At 70.5% G+C, this 23454-nt stretch carries 20 protein-coding genes; 11 read left to right on the top strand and 9 right to left on the bottom strand.

Features of this window, described 5'->3' with window-relative positions; all coding sequences use genetic code 11:
- Positions 1–84: 84 nt before the first annotated feature.
- On the bottom strand, positions 85–2472 hold the full coding sequence (locus ADK36_RS31705) for an ATP-binding protein (protein ID WP_053199951.1): 2388 nt from the start codon (positions 2470–2472) through the stop codon (positions 85–87).
- Positions 2473–2845: 373 nt separating this feature from the next.
- Here ADK36_RS31705 and ADK36_RS31700 point away from each other — a divergent pair, with 373 nt between their 5' ends.
- Positions 2846–4195, top strand: coding sequence for a M14 family metallopeptidase (locus ADK36_RS31700; protein WP_048586188.1), 1350 nt, complete (start codon positions 2846–2848; stop codon positions 4193–4195).
- On the opposite strand, the gene ADK36_RS31695 is transcribed toward ADK36_RS31700, so the two are convergent.
- The 6 genes from ADK36_RS31695 to ADK36_RS31675 form a co-directional block, all read right to left on the bottom strand.
- Positions 4196–4732, bottom strand: coding sequence for a hypothetical protein (locus ADK36_RS31695; protein WP_048586187.1), 537 nt, complete (start codon positions 4730–4732; stop codon positions 4196–4198).
- Between the two features lie 54 nt (positions 4733–4786).
- Positions 4787–4924, bottom strand: coding sequence for a hypothetical protein (locus ADK36_RS49130; protein WP_159029309.1), 138 nt, complete (start codon positions 4922–4924; stop codon positions 4787–4789).
- Positions 4925–4955: 31 nt separating this feature from the next.
- Positions 4956–6443, bottom strand: a complete 1488-nt coding sequence (locus ADK36_RS31690) for a GntP family permease (RefSeq protein WP_053199949.1) — start codon at positions 6441–6443, stop codon at positions 4956–4958.
- 114 nt (positions 6444–6557) lie between these two features.
- Positions 6558–6968 carry a RidA family protein gene (locus ADK36_RS31685; protein WP_048586185.1) on the bottom strand — a complete coding sequence of 137 codons (411 nt, stop codon included), beginning with the start codon at positions 6966–6968 and terminating at the stop codon, positions 6558–6560.
- Positions 6965–7726 carry an IclR family transcriptional regulator gene (locus tag ADK36_RS31680; RefSeq protein WP_048586184.1) on the bottom strand — a complete coding sequence of 254 codons (762 nt, stop codon included), beginning with the start codon at positions 7724–7726 and terminating at the stop codon, positions 6965–6967. Before ADK36_RS31680 ends, ADK36_RS31685 begins: the two co-directional genes overlap by 4 nt.
- Positions 7723–9054, bottom strand: a complete 1332-nt coding sequence (locus ADK36_RS31675) for a sugar kinase (protein WP_425315502.1) — start codon at positions 9052–9054, stop codon at positions 7723–7725. The genes ADK36_RS31680 and ADK36_RS31675 overlap by 4 nt, the downstream gene beginning before the upstream one ends.
- A gap of 138 nt (positions 9055–9192) precedes the next feature.
- Here ADK36_RS31675 and ADK36_RS31670 point away from each other — a divergent pair, with 138 nt between their 5' ends.
- Both ADK36_RS31670 and ADK36_RS31665 read left to right on the top strand, forming a co-directional pair.
- A complete protein-coding gene (locus ADK36_RS31670; RefSeq protein ID WP_053199947.1) occupies positions 9193–10476 on the top strand; it encodes an amino acid deaminase in 1284 nt (427 codons plus the stop codon).
- Positions 10477–10506: 30 nt separating this feature from the next.
- Entirely contained in the window at positions 10507–12129 is a 1623-nt protein-coding gene (locus tag ADK36_RS31665) for an N-acyl-D-amino-acid deacylase family protein (protein WP_053199945.1), read from the top strand.
- 34 nt (positions 12130–12163) lie between these two features.
- On the opposite strand, the gene ADK36_RS31660 is transcribed toward ADK36_RS31665, so the two are convergent.
- Positions 12164–13096: a S1 family peptidase gene (locus tag ADK36_RS31660; protein ID WP_048586180.1), complete on the bottom strand. Its 933-nt coding sequence runs from the start codon at positions 13094–13096 to the stop codon at positions 12164–12166.
- Between the two features lie 361 nt (positions 13097–13457).
- Between ADK36_RS31660 and ADK36_RS31655 the strand changes: the two genes are divergently transcribed.
- The 5 genes from ADK36_RS31655 to ADK36_RS51285 all read left to right on the top strand — a co-directional run bounded on the left by ADK36_RS31655 (position 13458) and on the right by ADK36_RS51285 (position 18001).
- Positions 13458–15458, top strand: coding sequence for a glycosyltransferase family 2 protein (locus tag ADK36_RS31655; RefSeq protein ID WP_078942801.1), 2001 nt, complete (start codon positions 13458–13460; stop codon positions 15456–15458).
- Between the two features lie 144 nt (positions 15459–15602).
- Positions 15603–16814, top strand: a complete 1212-nt coding sequence (locus ADK36_RS31650) for a pyridoxal phosphate-dependent aminotransferase (protein ID WP_048586178.1) — start codon at positions 15603–15605, stop codon at positions 16812–16814.
- Positions 16815–16911: 97 nt separating this feature from the next.
- Positions 16912–17334 carry a hypothetical protein gene (locus tag ADK36_RS31645; RefSeq protein ID WP_053199941.1) on the top strand — a complete coding sequence of 141 codons (423 nt, stop codon included), beginning with the start codon at positions 16912–16914 and terminating at the stop codon, positions 17332–17334.
- 191 nt (positions 17335–17525) lie between these two features.
- Positions 17526–17834 (top strand): Uma2 family endonuclease, encoded by a 309-nt coding sequence (locus ADK36_RS51290; protein WP_338060803.1) that lies wholly within the window; start codon positions 17526–17528, stop codon positions 17832–17834.
- 29 nt (positions 17835–17863) lie between these two features.
- Positions 17864–18001, top strand: a complete 138-nt coding sequence (locus tag ADK36_RS51285) for a hypothetical protein (protein ID WP_338060802.1) — start codon at positions 17864–17866, stop codon at positions 17999–18001.
- Positions 18002–18229: 228 nt separating this feature from the next.
- On the opposite strand, the gene ADK36_RS31635 is transcribed toward ADK36_RS51285, so the two are convergent.
- The gene (locus tag ADK36_RS31635; RefSeq protein WP_048586175.1) at positions 18230–20050 is read right to left on the bottom strand and encodes a phosphoenolpyruvate carboxykinase (GTP); all 1821 of its coding nucleotides are present in this window, start codon (positions 20048–20050) and stop codon (positions 18230–18232) included.
- 353 nt (positions 20051–20403) lie between these two features.
- Here ADK36_RS31635 and trhA point away from each other — a divergent pair, with 353 nt between their 5' ends.
- The 3 genes from trhA (at position 20404) to ADK36_RS31620 (ending at position 23430) form a co-directional block, all read left to right on the top strand.
- A complete protein-coding gene (gene trhA, locus ADK36_RS31630) occupies positions 20404–21150 on the top strand; it encodes a PAQR family membrane homeostasis protein TrhA (protein WP_048586174.1) in 747 nt (248 codons plus the stop codon).
- 103 nt (positions 21151–21253) lie between these two features.
- Positions 21254–22795, top strand: a complete 1542-nt coding sequence (locus tag ADK36_RS31625; RefSeq protein WP_048586173.1) for a DHA2 family efflux MFS transporter permease subunit — start codon at positions 21254–21256, stop codon at positions 22793–22795.
- Entirely contained in the window at positions 22792–23430 is a 639-nt protein-coding gene (locus tag ADK36_RS31620) for a TetR/AcrR family transcriptional regulator (protein WP_048586172.1), read from the top strand. The genes ADK36_RS31625 and ADK36_RS31620 overlap by 4 nt, the downstream gene beginning before the upstream one ends.
- Positions 23431–23454: the final 24 nt, after the last annotated feature.

Here is a 23454-nt window from a genome sequence, read left to right as displayed (position 1 = left end):
GGTGGGTGGTCATGGGGTGGTTCTCCTCGGGGTGAGGTGTCCGGGTGTGGTGTACGGGTGAGGTGTCGGGTTGGAGGCGGTGGCTCAGCGTTGGGCTGTCATCCAGGCCGCGATCTGGCTGCGGTTGTTGAAGCCGAGCTTGCCGAGGATGCGTTCGACATGGCCCTCGGCGGTGCGGCGGGCGATGATCAGGCGGTCGGCGATCTGCTGGTTGGCGAGGCCCTGGGCGACGAGTTCGGCGACCTCGGTCTCGCGGCGGGGGAGGTGGACGCCGCCGGTCGCGGGATGGGGGGATCCGGACCGGCCGCCCTTCGCCTCGCGGGGGCCGGCGTCGTGGACGGCGTAGTGGACGGTCTCCGCGAGGTCCGCGCCGAGGCCGCGGCCGCGTTCGTAGGCCCGCCGGAAGTCGGGTGGGCCGAGCACCTCGCGGGAGCGGCTCTCGCTGTCGCGGCGGGTGGCCTTGAGGGCCGCCGATCCCCAGCGGTCGCGGTCGATGCCGGCCCAGGTGTGGTCGGCGGCGCCGAGCAGGACGGCGGCGCGCTCGTGGGCGCCCGTCTCCGTGGCGATGCGGGCCAGGAGGTCGAGGGTGAGAGCGATGCCGGTGACGTCGTGGACGGCGAGTTTGAGGCGCAGGGCGTGACGGGCGTGCTGGTCGGCCTGCTGCCAGTCGCGCCGCACGGTGTGGGCGAGGGCGAGCATCCGCAGGACGTACGAATGCACCCACTCCTCGCCGTGCCGTTCACACATCCGGCGGGCCCGCTCGCAGACCTCGACGGCGCGCTCGGCCTCGCCCAGGAACCCCAGGGCGCAGGCGAGTTCGACCTGGTCGAGGCCGTACAGGCTGAGGTGCTGGCCGGGGACGGGGCCGCGGGCGACGCTCGCCTCGAAGTGCTTCAGCGCCGTCGGCAGGTCGTCCATGAAGAGGGTGATGACGCCGATGACGTACTCGGCGTGCGCCGCCTCCGCCGCGTCGTCGAGGTCGTCGGCCATGGCACGGGCGTCCCGGGCGAGGGCGAGGCCCGCGGTGAGGTCATGGGTGGCGGCGGCGAGGAGCCCCGCGATCCACAGGCCGCGGGCCCGTTCCCGGGTCGGGTCCGGGTTGGCGGCGAGCGCGCGGTCGAGCCAGTGGCGGCCTTCGCGGGGGGCGCCGCAGGCGTGCCAGTAGAACCACAGCGTGCCGGCGAGGCGCAGGCCCGAGAGGGCTTCACCCGGGGTGCTGAGGCTGAAGTCGAGGGCGGTACGGAGGTTGTCCTGGTCGGCGCGCAGCCGGGCGACGATCTCCCGCTGGCCCGGGCCGAACCAGGCCCGCTCGCAGGCGGCGGCCCGCCCGAGCATCCACTCCCGCTGGCGGCGGCGGGCCGCGGCCTCCTCGCCGGGCAGCCGGCGCAGGCGGTCCAGGCCGTACTGGCGGAGGGTGTCGAGGAGGCGGTAGCGGATGCCGTCGGGGCCGGACTCGCGGGACAGTACGGACTTGTCGACGAGGCCGGTGACAGCGTCGAGGACGTCGTCACTCCGCAGCGGCGCCGCGGGGCCCACGGGGGCCTCCCCCTCCGCCTCCTCCGGAGAGGCCCCCTCCCCCGCACACACCACCTCCGCCGTCTCCAGATCGAAACTCCCCGCCAGCACGGACAACCGCGCCCACGCCAACTGCTCCCGCTCGTCGCACAGTTCGTGACTCCAGTCGACTGCGGCCCGCAGGGTCTGGTGGCGGGGCAGGGCCGCGGGGCTGCCGCCGGTCAGCAGGCGGTAGCGGTCGTCGAGTCGGTCCAGGAGCTGCTCGACGTCGAGGACGCGCATCCGGACGGCGGCGAGTTCGATGGCGAGCGGGAGGCCGTCCAGGCGGCGGCAGAGGCGGGCGACGGCCCCGCGGTTGGCGGCGGTCAGCCGGAAGCCGGGGACCACCGCGGCGGCTCGGTCCGCGAACAGGGCCAGAGCCGGGTAGCCCTCGGGCGTGGTGAGGTCGCCGTCCGGGTCGGGGACCGGCAGGGGACGTACGTCCAGGAGGTGTTCCTCGGTGAGGCCCAGGCGGTGGCGGCTGGTGGCGAGGATCCGTACGCCGGTCGTGCCGTGCAGCAGCGCCGCGGCGAGTTCGGCGCAGGCGGGCAGCAGGTGTTCGCAGTTGTCGACGAGGAGGAGCAGCCGGCGGTCCCGCAACCGTTCCACCAGCGCCTGGAGCGGCGGCCGCGCGGAGTGGTCGTGGAGGTCGAGCGCGTCGGCGGCGGCGAGCGGGACGAGCGCCGGGTCGTCCAGGCCGGAGAGGTGCACGAACCGCACGCCGTCCGGGAAGGTGCGCCGTACGGCGGCCGCGATGCGTGCGGCGAGGCGGGTCTTGCCGACGCCGCCCGGACCGGTCAGCGTGACCAGCCGTGTCCTGGCCAGGAGCTCGCGTCCGGCGGCGAGTTCGCCGCGCCGGTCCACGAAGGTGGTCGTCTCGACCGGCAGATGGTGATCCCGTGGCGCTGATCCGCCCATGATCAGCCGTTCCTCTGGGGGTGTTCGTCGAAGGGGAGCCGGAATCGGAGTGCGGGGAATCGGGGAGCCGGAGGGTGCGCCGGTCCCCGCCTGTGCCGTCGCTCCCACCGCTCCCCCCTTGCGCGGTTCCTCACCCTTCCCCGCCTCGCTCCGGTTCGCACCCCCGGATCACACCCCCGGGTGGACTTCGCCCGGGACCGCTCCGTGCGGAGGCGGCACGCGTACACTGCGCGGCTGATTTTCGAATGGTTCACGTCGCGATCAACGAGCCGCTCTTGACCTGCTCATGCCAGCGGCCCACCATGAGCGCCACACCCGCACCACGTAAGTACGTCGCACTGAACCCCACCCCCCACTCCCACAAGGAGACTTCATGCGACTTCGCATACGCGGCTCCGGCGCCCGTAGCGGCAGACGTACCGCCGCTCTCGCCGCCATGCTCGCCCTCGCGCTCGCGGCGCCCCTCTCCGCGAACGTGTCCGCGAACGCCGACAGCGCCGCCAAGGCGGTCCCTTCGGCCGACGACATCCGGCAGTACGAGATCCACACGCACTCGACCGCCAAGGACCGCACGGCACTTCAGCAGGCCGGCGTGACCGTGGACGAGGTCGACAGCCACGGTGTCGTCGTCTCCGGCCGCGCGGACCAGATCAGGAAGCTGCGGGCCCTCGGCTACGAGGTCACCCCGCTCGGCGCGGTCCCCGACCGGTCCGCCGGCGAGGACGACGTCCGGCTCTACGACTTCCCCTCCGGCGACTCGCGCTATCACAACTACGCGGAGATGACGAGCGAGATCAACTCCCTCGTCTCGGCCAACTCCTCCATCGCGAGCCAGCGCGTCATCGGCACGTCCTACCAGGGCCGGAACATCGTCGCCATCAAGATCAGCGACAACGTGGGGACGGACGAGTCCGAGCCCGAGGTCCTCTTCACGCACCACCAGCACGCCCGTGAGCATCTGACCGTCGAGATGGCGCTCTATCTGCTGCGCGAGCTGACCTCCGACTACGGCAGCGACTCCCGCGTCACCAACATGGTGAACAACCGCGAGATCTGGATCGTCCCCGACCTCAACCCGGACGGCGGCGAGTACGACATCGCCACCGGCTCCTACCGGTCGTGGCGCAAGAACCGGCAGCCCAACTCCGGTTCGTCGGCCGTCGGGACCGACCTCAACCGGAACTGGAACTACCGGTGGGGCTGCTGCGGCGGTTCGTCGGGGTCGGCGTCCTCGGACACGTACCGTGGCGCGTCCGCCGAGTCTGCGCCGGAGGTCAAGGTCGTCGCCAACTTCGTGCGCAGCCGTGTCGTCGGCGGGGTCCAGCAGATCAAGGCCGGCGTCGACTTCCACACGTACAGCGAGCTGGTGCTGTGGCCCTTCGGGTACACGTACTCCGACACGACGACCGGGATGACGGCCGACGACCGCAACGCGTTCGCCACGGTCGGGCAGAAGATGGCGGCCAGCAACGGCTATACGCCGGAGCAGTCCAGCGACCTGTACATCACCGACGGGTCGATCGACGACTGGCTGTGGGGCAACCAGAAGATCTTCGGGTACACCTTCGAGATGTACCCGAGGTCCGGGGGCGGGGGCTTCTACCCGCCCGACGAGGTGATCGAGCGGGAGACGTCCCGGAACCGGGACGCGGTACTGCAGCTGCTGGAGAACGCGGACTGCATGTACCGGTCCATCGGCAAGGAAGCCCAGTACTGCAGCTAGCTAGTCGGATTCCTCGAAGTAGGCGTCCAGCACCGCGTCCAGCTGCTCGTCCCACTCCGTGAAGCGGCTCCTGGCCGTCGCCTCGATCTCGATCGGGTACCAGCGGCGGTCAGGAGTGTGCACCGTGACGGTGAATCGCTTCCCGAAGCGCGGGGCCTCGGTCTCGACGGCGCCGATCTCGTCCCAGCGGAACTCGCACTCCTGGTCGTCCAGGGAGAGCCGTACGCCCTTGTGGTCGGCGACGATACGGGCCCGGCGGTCGGCGGCCTCGAAGACGGGGCCGTCGACGGGGGCCTCCTCGGCGGCGTCGTCGGCCTCGTGCTCGTCGGCGCTCTCGGAGTCCGTCACCTCGGAATCGGTCTCCTCGGCGGCGGTCCGCTCCGAGGCGTCGTCCTCGACCACGTCCTCCTCGGCGACGTCCGCCTTCTTCGCGCCCTCCGGCTCGGCGGACGCGGGTGAGGTGAGCCCGGGGATGAAGGCCGGGTCGAAACCGGCGCCTTCCAGGGGCTGGCTGCCTGAACCTATGCGCTGCTCCACAGCGGAGCAGTATGGTCGACAACCCTGTGTCCCGCACAACCAGCCCCCGCATCGTTACACGAACAGGCTCGCCGCATCCGTCAGCGCGCTCCGCGCGCGGGCGCCGTGGGAGGCGTGGGAGGCGTGGGAGGCGAAGACCGAGCAGCCCCACCAGCTGGGCGAGTCCGCCTCCGTCTCCGAGCCGTCAGGCAACGGCAGCCGGCACGGAAAGGCGCCCTCGCCGCTAGACGAACACGCTCAGCACCGCCGCCACCACGAAGCCGGCCACCGACAGCACGCTCTCCAGGACCGTCCAGGTCTTCAACGTGTCCCGCTCGGTGATGCCGAAGTACTTGGCGACGATCCAGAAGCCGCCGTCGTTGACGTGCGAGGCGAAGATCGAGCCGGCCGAGATGGCCATGATGACCAGGGCGACGAAGGGCTGGGAGTGGTCGCCCTCGGTGAGCAGGGGGGCGACGATGCCGGCCGTCGTGACGATCGCGACCGTTGCCGAGCCCTGGGCGACTCGGAGGACCACCGAGATCAGGTACGACAGGACGATGACCGGAAGGCCCACGTCGTTAAAGGTGTCGGAGAGGGCCTGGGCGACACCGCTGGCCTTGAGGACGGCGCCGAAGACACCGCCCGCGCCGACCACCAGGAGGATGTTGCCGACGGGCTTCAGCGACGAAGTCGACACCGTTTCCAGGGACTTGCGGGACCAGCCGCGCCGGATGCCCAGGAAGTAGTACGCCAGGAGCAGGGCGATCGTCAGGGCCACGAACGGGTTGCCGAAGAACTCGATCACCGAGCGGGTGGTGGAGGGGTCCAGGGCGATCGAGGAGAAGGTCGCGGCCAGGATCAGCACCAGCGGCGTACCGATGATGCCGAGGACCGTGCCGAGGGGGACGGGCTTCTCCCGGGGGTCGACCCCGGCGGCCCGCTGCTCGTCGACGACCGCCCGCTTCGCCTCGTCGGCCGCCTCGACCAGGTCCTGCGGTACGGCGACGAAGATGCGCTTGCCGATCCAGGCGGAGAACGCCCACGCGGCCAGCACCGCCGGGATGCCGCAGACGACGCCCATGAGGATGACCCAGCCCAGCTGGACGTGGAGCAGACCGGCGGCCGCGACGGGGCCGGGGTGCGGGGGCAGGAAGGCGTGCGTCATCGACAGGCCCGCCAGCAGCGGCAGGCAGTAGAGCAGGACCGACTTGCCGGAGCGCTTGGCCGCGGCGTACACGAGCGGTGCGAGGACGAAGATGCCGACGTCGAAGAAGACCGGGATACCGAAGATCAGGCCGGTCAGGCCCATCGCGAGGGGCGCTCTCTTCTCGCCGAAGAGGTTCAGCAGGCGGGAGGCCAACACCTCGGCGCCGCCGCTGACTTCGAGGATCGCGCCGAGCATGGTGCCCAGACCGATGATGATCGCGACATGGCCGAGGATGCCGCCCATGCCGGACTCGATGGTGGACACGGCGTCCGACCGCTGGACGGTGCCGAAGAGTTCGGTGACGGACAGGCCCGCCATCAGGCCGACGGCTATGGAGACGGCGAGCAGGGCCACGAAGGGCTGCAGGCGCGTCTTGATGATCAGGAAGAGCAGCAGCGCGATGCCGATGGCGGCGACCGTGAGCAGTCCGGCCGTACCGTCGATGAGGACGAGCAGTCCGCCGGTGTGGGGTGGTGTCTCGGCCGGGGCGGATGCGGCGAGCGGAAGGGACAAGGGGGACATTCGGGGGTCCTCGCGGTAAGTACATGAAGCTTTCGGGCAGGGGGGATCGCGGCATGGCGTCCCAGGGATGACGGACACCATGCCGTGTACGGCGTGCGGGAGTCGAAGGGACGGTCAGCCGAGTACGGCCAGCGCGTCGATCTCGATGAGGAGCCCGGCCGGCAGCCCGACGTACACCGTCGTGCGTGCGGCGGGTGGCTGGGTCAGCCCCTGCTCCTCGAAGTAGGCGTTGTAGATCTCGTTCATCTCGGCGAAGTGGTCGACGTCCGTCAGATAGACGCGGATCATCATGACGTCGTCCCAGGAGGCGCCGCCCTCCTCCAGGATCGCCTTGACGTTGGCGAGGGTCTGGAGGGTCTGCTCCCGCAGGGTGGGGCCGGCGGGCGTCGGGGCCTGGCCCTCGACGGCCGGCAGGAAGCCGACCTGGCCGGCGACCTGGAGGATGTTCCCCTTCCTCACACCGTGCGAGAACTTCGCGGGCGGGGTGGTGTGGGTCTTCGGGGTGAGCGCGATCTTCTCGGTCATGCGGTGCCTTTCGCTGTGTTTCTGCCGGAGTACTCGCCGCTGATGCCGTCCGCGGTACGGCGCACCAGGGGGAGGAGGGTGAGGAGTTCGTCGGCGGTGACGACGACGTTCGGCGCGGAGACCGACATCGCGGCGACGACCCGGCCGTCGGCACCGCGGATCGGCGCGGCGACGCAGTTGATGGACTCCTCGTGGCCGCCGAGGTCGGTGGCCCAGCCCTGTTCGCGCACCTTCTCCAACTCCCGCAGGAAGGCGGGGGCGTTGGGGGTGGAACGGGCCGTGTACATGGGGTAGTCGAGCTTCTCGGCGAGGGGGCGGCGCTCGTGCTCGGGCAGATCGGCGAGGAGGAGCTTCGCGACGGCGGCGACGGTGATGGCCACCGGTTTCCCGATCCGGGAGTACATCCGCACCGGGTACCGGCTCTCCACCTTGTCGATGTAGAGCACCTCGTCCTCCTCGTACACGGCGAGGTGGACGGTGTGCCCGCACTGCTCGTTGAGGCGTACGAGGTGGGGGTGGGCGATCTCGCGGATGTCGAGGTTCTCCATCGCCTCCTGCGCGAGGGCGATGAGGCGGGCGCCGAGGCGGTAGCGCTGGTCGGACTGGCGGTAGACGAGGCCGTGCTCGTGCAGGGTGCGCAGGAGGCGCAGGGCGGTGGACTTGTGGACGCCGAGGCGGTCGGCGACCTGGCCCAGGTCGGCGGGGCCCTCGGCGAGCAGCGGCAGGATGCTGAGCGCGCGGTCGACGGTCTGACTCATGGCGTACGTACCTCCTCGTCGGCCCGTTCAGCGGCTTGCGTCCAGCCGGGGCCGAGTCGAAGTTTCTCCCACCCGGCGTCGTCGAGGGCCACCAGGCGGTCGGCGGTGTCGCGGGAGGGGGGTGCGGCGAGGTCGCCGGGGGCGGTGAGGGTGGCTGCCGCCCAGAGGTGACCGTGGCGGAGACGGTCTCGGATGGGCAGCCCGCGGAGAGCGGCGGAGAGGAATCCGGCGGCGAAGGCGTCACCGGCACCGGTCGCTGCGACGACGTCCACGGCGGGGGCGGGCACGAAAGTGGCCGTTTCATCGGCGTCCGGCGTTGGGGGGACAACGGGAGCGTTGCTTTGCGGGTCGCCCGGCGGGGGTGCCGGGCGGGGGTGGGTCGCGCAGCCCGGCGCCGGCGGGGTGCCGCCTCTCTTCGGGTCGGGAGCCGCCCCAGCGGCACGACTGCCCGCGGCTAGGGCGAGGCGGCCTGACTGAGCGCCGTCAGCGGCCTGCGCCTGGCGGCTCTCGGCCGACCCGAGGGGCGCGGGGCTGTGACATGTGCGGCTCCGCCGCGCGGGCGCGACCAGCCCACCACCACCCGCAACCGACACAAACGCAGTAGCCCCCACCGCTCCTTGCTTCACCACCAACACCCCCGGCTCCGGCAAGGCAGCCCGCACCGCCTCCGGTCCGCCCGTGAGGCCCCACGCCTCCTCCGCCTCGTCCTCCCCCACGAAGACCACGTCGGCCGCCCGTGCCAGCTCCAGCAGCACGCCCGGCCCGTCGCCGGCTCCCCACAGCCCCGCCCGGTAGTTGACGTCGAACGAGACCAGCGGGCGGCCCTCGCAGGGAGCCGTCAGTTCCCGCATCAACCCCAGGCACCCCTCCGACAACGCCGCGGTGATCCCCGAAAGATGCAGCACCCGGCCCGAACGGACCGCCGCCAGGTCGACGTTCGCCACGGACATGGCCGACGCCGCCGACCCCGCCCGGTAGTACGCCACCTCGTGGGCGTCCGTCGCCCTGTCCCCCGCCGTGCGGAAGTACACGCCGGTCGGACGCGCCGTATCCCTCCCCACCGCCGAGACGTCGACGCCGTACCCCCCGATCGCCTCCACCAGATGGTCGCCGAACCCATCGACCCCGACCCGGCTCACCCACCGCACGGAGTGCCCCGCGGCAGCCAGTGCGCAGGCGACGTTCGACTCCGCGCCCCCGATCCCCCGCTCGAACGACGGCACGTCGGCGAGGCGCCCCGGCCGCGAGGGCAGAAACGTGACCATGGACTCGCCGAGCGCGACGACGTCCACGACGTCGGGGGCGTTGCAGGGTCCGGTGAGGGTCACGATCGTCGTAGCTCCAGGTCTGGTGCGGGTTGATCGGCGGCTCCGTTGACCCGCGGTTGGCCGAGATGTTAGACAGCGGTAAGCGATATACGCAATGAGCGTTGCAGGATCTGCAACGGACTCGATCAGGGAGGCTCCATGACAGCCGACAGCCCCGCGGACGCCCTCGCCCGCCTCGGAGAGGAACGCGTCGACCACCGCTTCAAGGGCCTCCCTCCGGATGCCGACGGCCTGACCGTCGCCGAGCTGACCGCCCAGCGCCGCAACCTCTTCACCGACGGCTTCGCCACCCCCGTGCTCGCGCTCTCCGCCGAGCGCCTGGAGCACAACCTCGACCTCATGGAGACGTACGCCGTCCGGCACGGCCTCGCCTTCGCCCCGCACGGCAAGACCTCCATGGCGCCGCAGCTGTTCCAGCGGCAGATCGAGCACGGGGCGTGGGGCATCACGCTCGCGGTGCCGCACCAGGTGCGGGTCGCGCGGGCGTACGGCGTCCAGCGGATCTTCCTCGCGAACGAGCTGGTGGACGCGGCCGCCCTGCGCTGGATCGCGGCCGAGCTGGCCGCCGACGACGACTTCCGCCTCATCACCTACGTCGACTCCGTGCGCGGCGTGGAGCAGATGGACGCGGCGCTGCGCGGTGCCGGGGCCACCCGCCCCGTGGACGTCGTGGTCGAGCTGGCGGCCGGCGAGGGTGCCCGGACCGGTGTCCGTACCGAGGATGAGTGCGCGGCCGTCGCGGACGCGGTGGCGGCCGTGCCGACGCTGCGGCTGGCGGGCGTCGCGGGGTACGAGGGCGAGGTCCCGCGGGCGGACCCCGAGCGGGTGCACGCGTGGCTGCGCCGGCTGGTGGCGCTGGCCGCCGAGTTCGACAAGGCGGGGCGCTTCGCGGGGCTGGAGGAGATCGTCGTCAGCGCGGGTGGCAGCGCGTGGTTCGACGCGGTGGCGGAGGTGTTCGCCGAGATCCCCGAACTCTCCCTCCCGGTACTGAAGTTGCTGCGCTCGGGCGCGTACGTCTCGCACGACGACGGCCACTACCGCAAGCTGACCCCGTTCAACCGGGTCCCGCAGGAGGGCGCCCTCGAACCCGCCTTCCGCCTCTGGGCCCAGGTCGTCTCCCGCCCCACCCCCGACCAGGCCTTCGTCAACGCGGGCAAGCGCGACGCGGCGTACGACCTCGACCTGCCGTTCGCCCAGGTGGTGCGCCGCGACGGCGCCGAGCGTCCGGCCACCGGTATCTCGGTGACCGCGCTGTCCGACCAGCACGCGTGGCTGCGGACGACCGCGGAGGCGGACCTGGAGGTCGGGGACTGGCTCGGGATGGGGCTGTCGCACCCGTGCACGTCGTTCGACAAGTGGGAGCTGATCCCGGTCGCCCAGGCGGACGGGACGGTCGTCGACTACATCCGCACGTTCTTCTAGGACACGCGGGAGAGAGGGGAGGTATCGGCCATGGAAGAGCTGGTGATCCGGGACGCGGACGTCGTGGACGGCAGCGGCGGCCCGTCGTACCGCGCCGACGTGGTCGTGGACGGCGGCCGGATCGTGTCGATCGTCCAGGAGGCGGCCGCGGCGGGCTGTCAACGCCCCGAGGCGCGCCGGGAGCTGGACGCGGAGGGCCTCGTCCTCTCCCCCGGCTTCATCGACATGCACGCCCACAGCGACCTGGAGCTGCTGCGGAACCCCGACCACAGCGCGAAGGCGGCGCAGGGGGTCACGCTCGAAGTCATCGGCCAGGACGGGCTGTCGTACGCCCCCGTCGACGACCGCACCCTCGCGGAGGTCCGCCGCGCGATCACCGGCTGGAACGGCTCCGGCGACGACATCGACTTCGGCTGGCGGACGGTGGGCGAGTACCTGGACCGCCTCGACTCCGGTTTCGAGGGCCAGGGCATCGCGGTCAACGCGGCCTACCTGATCCCGCAGGGAACGGTCCGCGCCCTCGCCGTGGGCTGGGAAGACCGGGAGGCGACGCCGGACGAGCTCGACCGGATGCGGCAGCTGGTCGCGGAGGGCCTGGAGCAGGGCGCGGTCGGCATGTCGTCCGGGCTGACGTACACGCCGGGCATGTACGCCAAGGACGCGGAGCTGACGGAGCTGTGCCGGGTGGTGGCGTCGTACGGCGGCTACTACTGCCCGCACCACCGCTCCTACGGGGCCGGGGCCCTGGAGGCGTACGAGGCGATGGTGGCCCTGACGAGGGAGGCGGGCTGCTCCCTTCACCTGGCCCACGCCACCATGAACTTCGGCGTGAACAAGGGCCGTGCGCCGGAGCTGCTGTCGCTGCTGGACGAGGCGCTGGAGTCGGGGGCCGACATCACCCTCGACACCTACCCCTACACACCCGGCTGTACGACGCTGGTCGCCATGCTGCCGAGCTGGGCGAGCGAGGGCGGCCCCGAGGCGGTCCTGGCCCGGCTGGCCGACGACGACACCGCCGAACGCATCCGGCACCACATGGAGGTCATCGGCGCGGACGGCTGCCACGGCGTGCCCATCGAGTGGGACACGATCGAGATCTCCGGCGTGAGCGACCCGGCGCTCGGGGACTTCGTCGGCCGTACGATCCGGCAGTCGGCAAAGGCACGGGGCGAGGCGCCCTGGGTGACCGCGCGCCGGCTGCTCCTGGACGACCGGCTGGGCTCGACGATCCTCCAGCACGTCGGCCATGAGGAGAACGTGCGGACGATCATGCGGCACCGCGTCCACACCGGCGGTTCGGACGGCATCCTGCGCGGCACCAAGCCGCATCCACGGGCGTACGGCACGTTCCCGCACTATCTCGGCCGGTACGTGCGGGAGTTGGGGGTGCTGTCCCTGGAGGAGTGCGTCGCCCATCTGACCGGGCGCCCGGCGGCGCGGCTGCGGCTGCCCGACCGAGGGCTGGTCCGCGAGGGACACCGGGCGGACCTGGTGCTGTTCGACCCGGCGACGGTAGCGGCGGGCTCCACCTTCGAGGAGCCGCGCACGCTACCGACGGGCATCCCGCACGTCCTGATCGACGGCCGTTTCGTGATCGAGGACGGCCGCCGCACGGACGTACTGGCGGGACGGGCGATCCGTAGAACCGCCTAGCCGGTCCACCGCTTGCTGGTTTGCAGCTTGCCGGTTACGGCTTGGGCAGCACGCATCCGCTCGCGCTCAGGTCGAGCTTGTTGTCGACGCCGAAGCAGGCGTGGATCTGGTAGATCTCCTGGGCGTAGTTGATGCCCTGGCGGACGGTGACGTTGCCGCTCTCGTCGACCTCGCACGGGTTGTTGACCGTGCAGCGCTCGCCGTCCTCGTTGCCGGTGTTGTTGACGGCGACGACCTGGTTGGTGGCCTGGTCGATGACCGGGGAGCCGGACGTGCCGCCGATGGTGTTGCAGGCGGAGGTGTAGCGGACGGAGTCCTTGAAGGTCCAGTCACCTTCCTTGAGGCGGTACGCGAACCCGTCGATATTGCAGTTGTAAAGCCGCTTCCAGTAGCCGGAGGCGACGGTGATGGCGGTGCCCTTGACCGGGTGGGTGTCGGCCACCGTGAGCGGGTTGATGTTGTACGAGCTCTTGATCTGCGCGTACGTGGTGGTGAGTTGGTAGAAGGCGACGTCCGTGTCGGTCATCGTCCCGTAAGCGATCTTGCTGGCCCGCAGCGTGCCGACCCGGCTGCCCGAGGCGTTGAGCAGACTGAAGGTACGACTGGAGGCCCGGTCGACCACGACAGCGCCCGGGCCCGGCATGCCGGTCTCCAGACAGTGGCCGTTGGTCATCACCAGCGCCGGGTCGTTGCCCTCCGAGTCCGGGAAACGGACGACGGAGCCGGAACAGTTGCTGAGCGCGACGGTGCCCGCGAAGTTGACGGCCTGAACCTTGGGGCTGTTCAGGACCTGGCCGAGGGTGTCCGCGGTGGAGGCGACGGTGTCATTGACCACCGACGTGACCGAGCCCGTGTCCACGCTCTTGCCGAAGGAAGCGGCCGAGTCCACGGGAGCCGCGACCGCGGGTGCGGCGCCGGCCCCGGCTATCGCCAGGGCGAGGAGGGCGGCGCCGAGCGGTTTTCTCATGTGGGGGTCCCCTCATACGAGGAGGGTGACCGGAAAATCTCCGGTCACCCGCACTTTTGTCATGCGCATTCTCACGCAGGAGGGGGGTGTGGACAAGGAGTTGATTACCGGCGAGTTCGAGCCGTAGGGCTTTCCCTATCACGGGGAGTGAGGGGCCCGGCAGATCCCGCCGGGCGGGCGGCGCAGAACGCTCACGCCGGAGAGATGGAGGCCACCTCAAAGGCACCAACAAGTCATGATATCTTCACAGCTCTGTTGGCAGATCTCCTCGCAAATGGCGCTATACGGCAACGAGTCGTCCCATATCTGAGCCATCCAAGAGAAACGGGGTTGTGCCCCGTATCAATTGGAGAGCGTGACGATGACTGTCCCGGCCGTTTCGGTGATTGTCGCCGCGTACAACGCAATGCCGTATCTGACGCGTTGCATCGCTTCTGTCATCGAACAGACCATCGGTCAGGACCAGCTGGAGATCCTCGTCGTCGACGACGGCTCGACCGACGGGACGGCCGAGGAACTCGACCGGCTGGCCGGCGAGTACCCGCAGTTGCTGCGCGTCTTCCGGCAGGAGAACTCCGGCGGCCCCTCGGCGCCCCGCAACCTCGGCCTCGACCACGCGCGCGGACGGTTCGTGTTCTTCCTGGACGCCGACGACCACCTGGGGCCGGAGGCGCTGGAACGCATGGTGGCGACGGCCGAGAAGAACGGCACCGACGTCGTGCTGGGCAAGATGGTCGGCGTCGGCGGACGCGGGGCTCCCACCTCGATGTTCCGGCGTGACCAGCCGAAGACGGACGTCTTCTCGTCCCGGGTGTACTGGACGCTCAACCCCATGAAGCTCTTCCGCCGGGAGCTGCTGGAGCGCCATCGCCTGCGCTTCCCCACCGACCTGTCCATCGGCGAGGACCAGCTGTTCGTCGGCTCCGCCTACCTCCACGCGGCGGGCATCTCCGTAGTGGCCTCCTACGACTGCCTGTACTGGGTACGACGGGAGGACGAGGGCAACATCACCCTGCGCACGGGCGGGACCGAACCCCGGCTGCGGTTCCTGCCGCGTGTGATCGACATGCTCCTGGAGAACGTGCCGCCCGGCCCCGGCCTCGACCACCTGGCGCACCGGCACCTCACGGTCGAGGTCCAGCAGTTCCTCGACCACCTGGCCCACGAACCCCGTACCGAGCAGGAGAAGGCACTCGCCACCCTCGCCGAGACGATCGCGCCGCTGTGGCACGAGGGGCTGAACGACCGGCTCTCGGCCATGGCCCGCCTGCGGCTTCACCTCGTACGCCATCGGATGCTCGACGAGCTGCTGGAGCTGGTGCGGTTCGAGAAGGAGCTGGCGCGGACCAAGGTGTCGACCCCGGTGCTCGTCGACGCGGGCCGGGCCCTTGCCCGCTACCCCTTCCTCCGCGACCCCGCGCGCGCGATCCCCGACGACCGCTACGACGTCACCGCCCAGCTCGGAGTGCGCCACCGCGTCACCCGCGCCGACCTGCGCGGCACCGTGCTGCACCTCGCCGGGCACGGCTACCTCCACCGCGTCGAGACGCGCGACGTCACCACCGAGCTGGTCCTGCGCGAGCGGGACAGCAAGGCCGAGTTCCGGCTGCCCGTCACGCACACCCCGACCCCCGACGCGGGCGCCGACGAGGACGAGGGCCGGTTCACCTACGACCGTGCCGGGTTCGAGGCCACCGTCGACATCACCACGGCCGCCGACGGCCGCCCGCTGGACGACGGGCTGTGGGACATCTCGCTCGCCATCGGCGCCCAGGGGATCACCCGCGAGGTCCGCATCGGCAGTAAGCGGGCCGCCGAGGTGTCCGGCAAGGCCGCGACGCACGTCGTGGACACCGCCGAGGGCATCCGTGCGGTCACCCTCTACACCACTCACCCGCACGGCAACTTCACGCTCGACCTCGGCGAACGCAAGCACGCGGTGCTGCCGCGGCTCAGCCTCGACGAGGTGATCCGGTGGGCCCCGGACGCCCCCACCGAACTGGAGTTCACCGGCCGCTGCACGCTCGCCGCCCACCCCGAGGGCGCCCTCACGGTGACCCTGTGGGACGGACAGGGGGAAACGGCGTCCTACCAGGCCGTCCCACTCCCCGCAGGCGGCGGTGCCTTCGTCGTCCGTGTCCCCGTCACCGGACTCCCGGCCGGGGTCTGGCACGGCGAACTCCGGCTGGGCAGCTGGTCCTTGCCCCTCCCGCCGCTCCCGCAGGACCTTCCGCCCGCCAAGTGGCGTCGGCGGGCCCTCCCCCGGTACGCCAAGCCGGCCCCGGGCAGCGGCGCCGGGTTCGCGCTGCAGGTCGCCAAGACCGACCTCGTCCGGGCCGTCGCCCGGCGCGTCAAGGGCTGAGCCGCCGCCCTGTTCCCTGAGGAGCTGAAGAGGCACGTGAGACGCCCGCGGGACAGCCCGTGGACGATATCCCCGCAAACCACCGCGTCTCACGTGGCGGAAAACACGACCCAAGGCGCGTTACCGGGCCGTAAGCTCCTTGACATGCAGGTGATCCAGTCGACCAAGCTCGCCAACGTCTGTTACGAGATCCGGGGCCCGGTGCTCGAGGAGGCGATGCGGCTCGAGTCGGCGGGGCATCGGATCCTCAAGCTGAACACCGGGAACCCGGCCGCGTTCGGCTTCGAGTGTCCGCCCGAAATTCTGGAGGACGTCCTCCGCAACGTGTCGTCGGCCCATGGGTACGGCGACGCGAAGGGCCTGCTGGCCGCGCGCCGGGCCGTCGTCATGCACAACCAGACCCTCGGCATCGAGACCGACGTCGAGCACGTCTTCATCGGCAACGGCGTCTCCGAGCTGATCGTCATGGCGATGCAGGCACTGCTCGACGACGGCGACGAGGTGCTGGTCCCGGCGCCCGACTACCCCCTGTGGACCGCCGCCGTGTCCCTGTCCGGCGGCACCGCCGTCCACTACCGGTGCGACGAGCAGTCCGACTGGATGCCCGACCTCGCCGACATAGAGCGCAAGGTCACCGACCGCACCAAGGCCATCGTCATCATCAACCCCAACAATCCGACGGGGGCCGTGTACGACGAGGCCATGCTCCGGGGGCTGACGGACATCGCCCGCCGGCACAACCTCCTCGTCTGCTCCGACGAGATCTACGACAAGATCCTGTACGACGGCGCCACGCACACCCCGACCGCCGCCGTCGCCCCCGACCTGCTCACCCTCACCTTCAACGGCATGTCGAAGGCCTACCGGGTCGCCGGATACCGGGTGGGATGGATGGCGATCTCGGGTCCCCGCGCCCACGCCGACTCCTACATCGAGGGCCTCACCATCCTCGCGAACATGCGGCTGTGCGCGAACATGCCCGGTCAGCACGGGGTCGTCGCCGCCCTCAGCGGGCGGCAGTCCATCAATGACCTGGTGCTGCCCGGGGGGCGGCTGAAGGAACAGGTGGATGTCGCGTACGAGCTGCTGACCCAGATCCCCGGCGTGACCTGCGTACGGCCGAAGGGCGCGCTGTATCTCTTCCCGCGCCTCGATCCCAAGGTCTTCAAGATCAAGGACGACCGGCGGATGGTCCTGGACCTGCTGCGGAGCGAGAAGATCATGGTCGTCCAGGGCAGCGGCTTCAACTGGCCGGAGCCGGACCACTTCCGTGTGGTCACCCTGCCGACAGTCACGGACCTGCGGGACGCGGTGAGCCGGATCGGCCGGTTCCTCGACGGGTACGGCCAGCCGTGACCCTGTGTAGGTGGATGACTCCTGTCTTGTGACCTGCTCAACTTTAGACGAAATCTAAGCTAGGATGGTTTCCTGTCAGCGCACAGGAGGCCATCCCATGTACGAACCGATCCGAGCCAAGTCGGTCCACAGCACGATGGCCGGCAACACCACCGACTTCCCCCACCGCTCGCGTGAGGAGGAGCTCGACATCCAGCTCGCCGGCCATCTCGCCGCGCTGCTCGCCGTCACGGACGAGCTGCGCACGACGGCGCCCTCCGCCGACCTCGACGCGGCCGCCGTACGGCTCGCCGACCAGGTGGCCCGACTGCGGGAAGGACGCAAGCCGGCCCGCGCGGCGGCATCCGGCGGTCAGGCCGAGCTCGCGGCACTGCACCGGCGTGCGCACGCCCTCGCCGGGCGGGCACTGGTGGTCGCCGCGTCGCGGGCCGACACGGCGGCGGCGATCTTGGCGGCGGAGCGCATGGACGCGCATGCCGCCGCGCAGGCCGAGCCGCAGGAGCTGACCGGCGTCGGCTGAGCCCCTCCCCCTGAACGGCCCCGGTCCGCGTGCACCCGCAGCGACGCGCGGACCGGGTGCCACAGCCTCGCTACGCTGACGGCGTGGAGTACGCGAAGACGCTCGCCATCGCCGAGGAACTCGATGCCTACGCCGAGCGGTTCGAAGGGGCGTAGCGCGTCGAGATCGGCCCCGCCGGGCCGGTACTGGCGATGAGCTGCCCGTCGACACGCCACCACGGCACAGCCCACCGCATCCGCGAGCAACTCGACGCGCAACTCCCCACCACCCGCCCCGGCTACGTCTGCGCCGGCGGCCCTGGGATCAAGCACCCCGCGCTCGGCCGCATGCGTCGCCCCGACGCCGTGGTCATCCCCGAACATGCCCTTGATGAAGAGGGCTTCGCAGTCGATGCCGCGGCGGTTCTCGGCGTCATTGAGATCGTCCCGCCGTCCGGCCCGGCCAACGCCCACCACGAGAAGCTCGCCGAATACCCCGCCATGGGCATCGCCCACACCTGATCGTCGACCCGCGCACCGGCACCATCGAGGTGCACTCCGAGCCGTCCAAGGCCGGCGACAGCCGCAAGGAGCCGTACATCTACGGCGACGTCGTGCCGTTCGGCCCGTGGCGAGTGGAGACCGCCGGCTTCCGCCGCTACGGCAAGGCCGGCGACAGCACGGCCTGACGCCCCCTCGCTACCACTGGCTTGCCTCACGCCGGGTTCGCCTCGGAGTCCCCGAACGGCGAAGACCTGCCGCTGACACTCCCCGTCGGGGCGGACGGAGAAGTCAGCGACAGGCCCAGAGCCACACACGCCGTTGTGCGCGGCCTCGCCGTTCCACACCGCGGCCGGCCGTGACGATCACTGGTCAGGGCGCATCCAGACCGGCCGCGGAGTCTTGGGAGGCGGGCCTCAGCCCAGGCGCTGCACCAACGCCCGGTACTCGTCCCACAGCTCCTTCGGCGTGTGATCGCCGAAGGTGTTGAGGTGGTCGGGAACGAGCGCGGCCTCCTCGCGCCAGATCTCCTTGTCGACGGTGAGGAGGAAGTCGAGGTCGGAGTCGGCCAGTTCGAGACCGTTCGTGTCGAGGGCGCCCTTCGCCGGCAGGATGCCGATCGGGGTCTCGACGCCCTCGGCCTTGCCGTCGAGGCGCTCGACGATCCACTTCAGGACGCGGCTGTTCTCGCCGAAGCCGGGCCAGACGAACTTGCCCTCGTCGTTCTTGCGGAACCAGTTGACGTAGTAGATCTTCGGCAGCTTGGACTGGTCCTTGTCCTTGGCCACGTCGACCCAGTGGGCCATGTAGTCGCCCATGTTGTAGCCGCAGAACGGCAGCATCGCGAACGGGTCGCGGCGCAGCTCGCCGACCTTGCCCTCGGCGGCGGCGGTCTTCTCGCTCGCCACGTTGGCGCCGAGGAACACGCCGTGGTTCCAGTCGAAGGACTCCGTCACCAGCGGTACGGCGGTGGCGCGCCGCCCGCCGAAGAGGATCGCGGAGATCGGCACGCCCTTGGGGTCCTCCCACTCGGGCGCGATGATCGGGCACTGGGCGGCCGGGACGGTGAAGCGGGCGTTGGGGTGGGCGGCCGGGGTCTCGGACGCCGGCGTCCAGTCGTTGCCCTTCCAGTCCGTCAGGTGGGCCGGGGTCTCCTCCGTCATGCCCTCCCACCAGATGTCGTTGTCGTCGGTGAGGGCGACGTTGGTGAAGACCGAGTTGCCCCACAGGGTCTTCATCGCGTTGGCGTTGGTGTGCTCACCGGTGCCGGGCGCGACGCCGAAGAAGCCGGCCTCGGGGTTGATGGCGTAGAGACGGCCGTCCTCGCCGAAGCGCATCCAGGCGATGTCGTCGCCGATCGTCTCGACGGTCCAGCCGGAGATGGTGGGCTCCAGCATGGCGAGGTTGGTCTTGCCGCAGGCCGACGGGAATGCGGCGGCGACGTACTTGGACTCACCGGTGGGCGGGGTGAGCTTGAGGATCAGCATGTGCTCGGCGAGCCAGCCCTCGTCGCGGGCCATGACGGAGGCGATGCGCAGGGCGTAGCACTTCTTGCCGAGCAGGGCGTTGCCGCCGTAGCCGGAGCCGTAGGACCAGATCTCGCGGCTCTCCGGGAAGTGGGAGATGTACTTGGTCTGGTTGCAGGGCCAGGGGACGTCCTCCTGGCCTTCCTCCAGCGGGGCGCCGACGGAGTGCACGGCCTTCACGAAGAAGCCGTCCTCACCGAGCTCGTCGAGGACGGCCTGGCCCATACGGGTCATGGTGCGCATGGAGACCGCGACGTAGGCGGAGTCGGTGATCTCGACGCCGATCGCGGAGAGCTTGGAGCCGAGCGGGCCCATGCAGAACGGGACGACGTACATGGTCCGGCCGCGCATCGAGCCGCGGAAGACGCCCTTCTCGCCGGAGAAGACCTCACGCATCTCGGCGGGGTCCATCCAGTGGTTCGTCGGGCCGGCGTCCTCCTCCTTCTCGGAGCAGATGTAGGTCCGGTCCTCGACGCGCGCGACGTCGGTCGGGTCGGAGGCCGCGTAGTACGAGTTGGGGCGCTTGATCGGGTCGAGTTTCCGGAAGGTGCCCTTCGCGACGAGCTCCTCGGACAGACGCTCGTACTCGGCCTCGGATCCGTCGCACCAGACCACGTTGTCCGGCTGCGTCAGTTCAGCGATCTCGTTGACCCACGAGACCAGTTCCCGGTGGTTGGTGGGGACGGGGGGAGCCGCGATGTCGCGCGCCACGGTTGCTCCTATAGAGAGGGATTTTGTTCTGATATGCCCTTGTATGCCCCGTGGGGGCCGCGACCCGGATGCTTCGCGGACGGGATCCGACTGGATCTGCCGTCCCGATCTTCCGCGCTCATCCGGTGCCGACCGCACTCATTTGATCATCCGACGCGTCCGCCCATATGTCCAGAGGGCGTCACAGGTGAGCGGCGTGAGCATCGCCACTCATCGGGATGTTTTCAATGCGTCACCACGGCTTCACCCCGGGTGCGCCCGCACGGGGTACTTCATGAGATGATGGCCACTTCCGGGCTCTCATCTCGCCGTGCTGATACGTAACTTACGGTTCCGTAGGTACGATGCCCCGCATGACTGCGCCCGTCCCCGACGCTTCCACGGACACGCCGGCCGCCGGCCGCGACTCCGGCGCGCCCTCCCTACAGCACCAGATCGCACACCACGCCCAGCAGCTCACGGACGAGATCAAGCCCAAGCTCCGCGGCTGGCTACACCTCGGCATGTTCCCGGCCGCGCTCGTAGCGGGCCTGGTACTCACCGCCCTCGCGGACTCACCCAGAGGCCGGGTCGCCTGCGGGATCTTCGCCCTCACCGCCTGCCTGCTGTTCGGCGTGAGCGCCCTGTACCACCGGGGCAACTGGAGCCCCCGTATGGACGGCATCCTGCGCCGGCTGGATCACGCCAACATCTTCCTGATCATCGCGGGCACCTACACGCCACTGACGATGCTGCTGCTGCCGGGAGCCAAGGGCCAGTGGCTGCTGTGGGGCATCTGGGCGGCCGCCGCGGCGGGCATCGTCTTCCGCGTCTTCTGGGTCGGCGCCCCGCGCTGGCTCTACACCCCCTGCTACATCGCGATGGGCTGGGCTGCCGTCTTCTTCCTGCCCGACTTCATGCGCACCGGCGGTATCGCGGTGCTGGTCCTGGTGATCGTCGGCGGCGTCCTCTACAGCGCGGGCGGCGTGATCTACGGCATCAAGCGCCCGAACCCGTCACCGCGCTGGTTCGGCTTCCACGAGGTCTTCCACTCCTTCACGCTGGCGGCGTTCATCACGCACTACGTGGGGATCTCGCTGGTGGCGTACCAGCACGGGTAGCCCACCGCACCGCCTCTTCGAGGGCCACGGCTTCTTGGCCGTGGCCCTTTTCCGCACCCAAAAACATTGACAGCACCTCTCTTTTGAGAGCTACTCTCATTTCATGGTTACTGTCACTACAGATCCTCGCCGCTGGTGGGCTCTCGGCGCCCTCGTCGCAAGCATGCTCACGCTCGGCTTCGACATGACGATCCTGAACGTGGCCCTGCCGACGATGGCCGCCGATCTCGGCGCCAGTACGGGCCAGCAGCAGTGGATGGCGGACGCGTACGTCGTCGTCTTCGCCGCGCTGATGCTGCCCGCCGGGCTGCTCGGCGACCGGTTCGGGCGGCGGCGGATGCTGGTCACCGGGCTCGGCATCTTCCTCGCCGGATCGCTGGTCGGCGCCCTGGCCGGTGACGTGAACTCGGTGATCGCCGCGCGTGCGGTGATGGGCGTCGGCGCGGCGCTGGTCACCCCGCTCTCCCTCTCCGTGCTGCCCACGCTCTTCGGCCCCGAGGAGCGCACGAAGGCCGTCGGCATCACCTCCGCCGCCTCCGCGCTCGGCCTGCCGCTCGGCCCGATCATCGGCGGCTGGCTGCTGAACCACTTCTGGTGGGGCTCGGTCTTCCTGATCAACGTCCCGATGGCCGCGATCGGCATCGCCGCCTGCGTCTTCCTGCTCCGCGAGACGAAGGACCCCGCCTCCCCCAAGGTCGACACCGTCTCGACGGCGCTCGCCGCGACCGGGCTCGGCGCCCTCGTCTACGCCATCATCGAGGCGCCCGTCCGGGGCTGGGGCGACCCGCTCGTGCTGGGCACGCTCGGGGCGGCCGTGCTCCTGATCGCCGCGCTGGTGCTGCGCGAACGACGCGTCGAGCGCCCCATGCTCGACATGGCCCTGCTCGCCCACCGCGGCTTCCTGTTCAACACCGTCGCCGCGACCCTGGTGACGTTCATCCTGACCGGCCTGCTGTTCGTGCTGCCGCCCTACCTCCAGGCCGTCCTCGGCCACGACGCCCTGGGCACCGGCGTGCGGCTGCTGCCGATGATGGGCGGGCTGCTGGTCGCCTCCCGCCTCGCCCCGCAGGTCGTCGCCCGCTTCGGCGCGCGGGCCGCGGTGAGCGCGGGTCTGGTGGTCCTGGCCTTCGCCGGGCTCCTCGGCAGCCGTACGACAGTGGACTCCGGCTACGGGTTCGTCGCGCTGTGGCTCACCATCACGGGCCTCGGCTTCGGTCTCTCCCTCATCCCCGCCATGAACGGCGGCCTGAGCGCCCTGCCCCGGGACCGCGCCGGCAGCGGCTCGGGGCTGCTGATGACCCTGCGTCAGGTCGGCGGCGCGATCGGTATCGCGCTGCTCGGCAGCCTGCTCGCCGCCGCCTTCCGGGACCGGCTCGACGTCACCGGGCTGCCCGCGCGGGCCGCCGACACCGCCGGGGAGTCCGTGGTCGCGGCGCACCTCGTCGCCGAGCGGGCCGGCTCGGCGGAGCTCGCGGCCTCCGCGAACAGCGCGTACGTCCACGGCATGGGCGTCGTGCTCCTGGTGTGCGGGATCGCGGCCCTCGTCTCCGCCCTGCTGGCGGCGGCGTTCCTGCCGGGCACGCCCGAGGCGCGTGAGCCCGAGACCCCGGACATGGCTGCCGAGGGGGCCGATGCCCGACAATGAGCCCCATGACCCCCGCACAATCCTCTCCCCTGACCGACCGCCCCCAGCTGGGGCTTCGTGAGCGGAAGAAGATCAAGACCCGGACGGCGATCCGTAACGCGACGTACGCGCTGATCAAGGAGCAGGGCTACGACGCCACCACGGTCGAGCAGATCGCCGAGCGCGCCGAGGTGTCGCCGTCCACGGTCTTCCGCTACTTCCCGACGAAGGAGGACATCGTCCTCACGGACGAGTACGACCCGATCCTGCTGGACGAGCTGCGCAGGCGGCCGGCGGACGAGCCGTGGATGGAGTCGCTGCGGTACGTCATGCGGCTGGCGATCAGGGCCGCGATGGAGGAGGGGCCCGAGGTCGTCCGGCTGCGGTCGCATCTGCTGGTCCAGGTCCCGGCCGTACGGTCCCGGATGCTGGAGAGCATGTCGGTCACCGGCCGGATGCTCGCCGAGGCCGTCGCCGAGCGCAACGGACTCGACCGGAACAGCCTGGAGGCGCGGGTCTACACGATGTCCCTGATCGGCGGCCTCGCGGAGATCTCCCTGTACTGGGCCGAGAACGACTTCGAGGACGATCTCCTCGACCTTGTGGACCGCACCCTGGACGTCATCGAGCACGGCCTCCCCGCGAAAAACACCTGAGGCGCGAGGGCCGTGCCGTGACAT

Source organism: Streptomyces viridochromogenes (assembly GCF_001270495.1).
Taxonomy (GTDB): Bacteria; Actinomycetota; Actinomycetes; order Streptomycetales; family Streptomycetaceae; genus Streptomyces; species Streptomyces viridochromogenes_A.
This window is presented reverse-complemented; position numbering and strand designations above follow the sequence as displayed.

What these genes read in the sequence shown, in the direction of transcription:
- ADK36_RS31670 (WP_053199947.1), top strand. Translation starts at nt 9,193, where the DNA reads ATGACAGCCGACAGCCCCGCGGACGCCCTCGCCCGCCTCGGAGAGGAA.
- ADK36_RS31650 (WP_048586178.1), top strand. Translation starts at nt 15,603, where the DNA reads ATGCAGGTGATCCAGTCGACCAAGCTCGCCAACGTCTGTTACGAGATC.
- ADK36_RS51290 (WP_338060803.1), top strand. Translation starts at nt 17,526, where the DNA reads ATGAGCTGCCCGTCGACACGCCACCACGGCACAGCCCACCGCATCCGC.
- ADK36_RS31680 (WP_048586184.1), bottom strand. Translation starts at nt 7,726, where the DNA reads ATGAGTCAGACCGTCGACCGCGCGCTCAGCATCCTGCCGCTGCTCGCC.
- trhA (WP_048586174.1), top strand. Translation starts at nt 20,404, where the DNA reads ATGACTGCGCCCGTCCCCGACGCTTCCACGGACACGCCGGCCGCCGGC.
- ADK36_RS31690 (WP_053199949.1), bottom strand. Translation starts at nt 6,443, where the DNA reads ATGTCCCCCTTGTCCCTTCCGCTCGCCGCATCCGCCCCGGCCGAGACA.
- ADK36_RS31685 (WP_048586185.1), bottom strand. Translation starts at nt 6,968, where the DNA reads ATGACCGAGAAGATCGCGCTCACCCCGAAGACCCACACCACCCCGCCC.
- ADK36_RS31625 (WP_048586173.1), top strand. Translation starts at nt 21,254, where the DNA reads ATGGTTACTGTCACTACAGATCCTCGCCGCTGGTGGGCTCTCGGCGCC.
- ADK36_RS31655 (WP_078942801.1), top strand. Translation starts at nt 13,458, where the DNA reads ATGACTGTCCCGGCCGTTTCGGTGATTGTCGCCGCGTACAACGCAATG.
- ADK36_RS31660 (WP_048586180.1), bottom strand. Translation starts at nt 13,096, where the DNA reads ATGAGAAAACCGCTCGGCGCCGCCCTCCTCGCCCTGGCGATAGCCGGG.
- ADK36_RS31700 (WP_048586188.1), top strand. Translation starts at nt 2,846, where the DNA reads ATGCGACTTCGCATACGCGGCTCCGGCGCCCGTAGCGGCAGACGTACC.
- ADK36_RS31665 (WP_053199945.1), top strand. Translation starts at nt 10,507, where the DNA reads ATGGAAGAGCTGGTGATCCGGGACGCGGACGTCGTGGACGGCAGCGGC.
- ADK36_RS31620 (WP_048586172.1), top strand. Translation starts at nt 22,792, where the DNA reads ATGAGCCCCATGACCCCCGCACAATCCTCTCCCCTGACCGACCGCCCC.
- ADK36_RS31705 (WP_053199951.1), bottom strand. Translation starts at nt 2,472, where the DNA reads ATGGGCGGATCAGCGCCACGGGATCACCATCTGCCGGTCGAGACGACC.
- ADK36_RS31645 (WP_053199941.1), top strand. Translation starts at nt 16,912, where the DNA reads ATGTACGAACCGATCCGAGCCAAGTCGGTCCACAGCACGATGGCCGGC.